This is a genomic window from Mesorhizobium sp. M7A.F.Ca.CA.002.15.2.1 (genome assembly GCF_003998715.1).
Classification (GTDB): Bacteria; Pseudomonadota; Alphaproteobacteria; order Rhizobiales; family Rhizobiaceae; genus Mesorhizobium; species Mesorhizobium ciceri.
This window is the reverse complement of record NZ_RZPI01000742.1, coordinates 1-2,585: the sequence shown is the minus strand read 5'-3', so window position 1 is coordinate 2,585 and position 2,585 is coordinate 1. Positions and strand designations below refer to the sequence as shown.

The 2,585-nt window shown below is 62.4% G+C and carries 1 protein-coding gene and 2 pseudogenes; all 3 read left to right on the top strand.

Translation table 11 applies throughout. The features are described 5' to 3' along the window. Positions 1 to 167, top strand: a pseudogene (locus ENZ74_RS28535) (SH3-like domain-containing protein); the annotation flags it as partial. A gap of 115 nt (positions 168 to 282) precedes the next feature. Continuing rightward, a pseudogene (fusA, locus tag ENZ74_RS28530) lies at positions 283 to 1,179 on the top strand (elongation factor G); the annotation flags it as partial. 152 nt (positions 1,180 to 1,331) lie between these two features. Further along, complete coding sequence (locus ENZ74_RS28525) at positions 1,332 to 2,459, top strand: ATP-dependent RecD-like DNA helicase (RefSeq protein ID WP_063168263.1); 1,128 nt, start codon at positions 1,332 to 1,334, stop codon at positions 2,457 to 2,459. Positions 2,460 to 2,585 lie beyond the last annotated feature (126 nt).

Sequence of the window (2,585 nt, the reverse complement as noted above, 5' to 3'; positions counted from 1 at the left end):
GCCATGATTATTACGAACATTGGCTGGCGGCGCTGGAAAGCCTGCTTGCCTCGAAGGGACTGGCCGCCAAGGCCGATGTCGACGCGATGGCTGAGGCCTGGGAGCGCGCGGCACATGCCACCCCGCACGGCAAGCCGATCCTGCTGGAGAACGATCCTGGACCCTGACAGCAGGCTGCGAGCAGCCAGGCCAAAAAGATCAGTTTAGTCTTCCGTTATCTCAGTCCGGATTTCGCTCCTGCACTCAGTTGCAAATATTGGGGCCACCAGCGACCATATCCCCATGATGGAAAAGCCTGCCGCGCCCTGGCCTTTGCTGCAAATCGCGATCGAGCCGAAATCGAAGGCCGATCAGGAGCGGCTGCGTATCGCCTTGGCGAAGCTGGCGGACGAGGATGCTTTCTTCCGCGTCATGCAAGACGAGGAATCGGGCCAGACCATTATCGCCTTCATGGACGAACTCCACCTCGACATCATCATTGACCACCTGCGTCGCGAGTCCCAGGTCGATGTGAATATTGGTTCTCCACAAGTGGCCTATCGCGAGACGATCACCCGTACGCACAAGCAGGACTTCACGCACAAGAGGCAGTCCGGCGGCACCGGTCAGTTCGCCCGCGTCAAGATCATGTTCGAGCCGAACGCGGACAGCGCGGACTCCGTGTTCGAGTCCAGGATCGTCGGTGGTGCGCTTCATGGCGAATACATTGCGGGCGTCGAAAAGGGGCTGCGCAGCATATTGTCCTCAGGTCCATTTGCGGGCTTCCCGATGATCGGCGTCAAGGCGGTGCTGATGGATGGCGCTTTCCACGATACCGATTCCTCGGCTCTGGCTTTCGAGATCGCCGGCCGCGCCTGCTTTCGCGAAGCCGCGCCACGCCTCGGCGTGCAGTTGCTCGAGCCGATCATGAAGGTCGAAGTAATGACTTCAGCAACCCATGTCGGCAACGTCATCGCCGAACTGCAAAGCCGCCGTGGCCAGATCCTGAGTCGGGAAATCCGCGGCGTGGTCGTCGTCGTCAACGCGACAGTGCCGCTTAGAAATATGTCCAAGCTGGAGGATGCACTCCGGTCCTGTTCGAACGGGCAGGCACGGTTGAGCGTCAGCTATGCCGGATACGCTCCCGTTCCGCTACCACCCGACGACCGCGACCCGCGGGCCGCCATGGCCATTGCCTGAATTTCGCTTCCAGCCGACGTGGTCGATTGTTCCCTTTACGTTCTTGTCTGTGCCTGATAGCCTGACCCGTCGGCGGCACTTAAGCGTCCCGGCGCATCGATGATGATGGCGGCTGTCTTGTCTTTCCCTTGCGAATCCGGTCTCTCGCGCTGATGGAATTCTCTCCCCAACAGGACGAGGCGCTGCAAGCGGTCGCCCGCTGGCTGAAGATCGGCCAGCCGCAGCTGTTCCGGCTGTTCGGCTATGCCGGCACCGGCAAGACGACGCTGGCGCGCTATTTCGCCGAGCATGTCGACGGCCAGGTGCAGTTCGCCGCCTTCACCGGCAAGGCCGCGCAGGTGCTGCGCTCCAAGGGCGCGGTCAATGCGCGTACCATCCATTCGCTGATCTACCGGCCGAAAGGCGAGGAATCGGTGTCGGACGAAATCACCGGCAAGACGTCGATGTCGCCGACTTTTTCGCTCAACCGGCAGAGCCCGATCTCGCGGGCCAAGCTGGTCGTCATCGACGAATGTTCGATGGTCGACGAGCAACTCGGCCGCGACCTGATGAGTTTCGGCACGCCGATCCTGGTGCTTGGCGACCCCGGCCAGTTGCCGCCGATCTCGGGCGGCGGCTTCTTCACCGACCACGAGCCGGATTTTCTGCTCACCGAAATCCACCGGCAGGCGCGCGACAACCCGATCCTGCGGCTGGCGCTCGATGTGCGCGAGGGCCGCGAGTTCATGCGTGGCGACTATGGCACGGCGCAGGTGATCGGCAAGGAAGACGTTACCCAGGAACTGGTGCTGAAGGCGGACCAGGTGCTGGTCGGCACCAATCGCACGCGGCGCCGCTACAATCAGCGGCTGCGCGAGCTCAAGGGCTTCAACGCCGACTATCCGCAGGCCGGCGACAAGCTCGTCTGCCTGCGCAACGATCCGGCAAAGGGCCTGCTCAACGGCTCGCTGTGGAAGGTGATGACATCGTCGCGCGAGACGGTGAAGCCCGGCATCAACCTTCTGGTGTCGCCGGAAGAGGACGATCCGGATCGCGGCGTCGCCAAGATCAAGCTGCTCAAGGCGGCGTTCGAGGATCCGGACGCCGATATCCCCTGGCAGCAGAAGAAGCGCTTCGACGATTTCGACTATGGCTACGCGCTGACCGTGCACAAGGCGCAGGGCTCACAGTGGAACGAGATCGTGCTGTTCGATGAAAGCTGGGCCTTCAAGGAAACCCGCCAGCGCTGGCTCTACACCGCCATCACGCGGGCGGCCGAGCGGCTGACGATCGTCAGGTAGGGGCGCCGGATGCTGTTGCCCCGATAGGCTGTGCGGCAAGCCATTGCCAGGCGGCAGCCTCGTCCTCCGTCCTGAAATGCCTGATTTCGATGGGTGGTGAGGACGGCAGAAAGCGTTGTGCGTCCG

What these genes read in the sequence shown, in the direction of transcription:
- ENZ74_RS28525 (WP_063168263.1), top strand. Translation starts at nt 1,332, where the DNA reads ATGGAATTCTCTCCCCAACAGGACGAGGCGCTGCAAGCGGTCGCCCGC.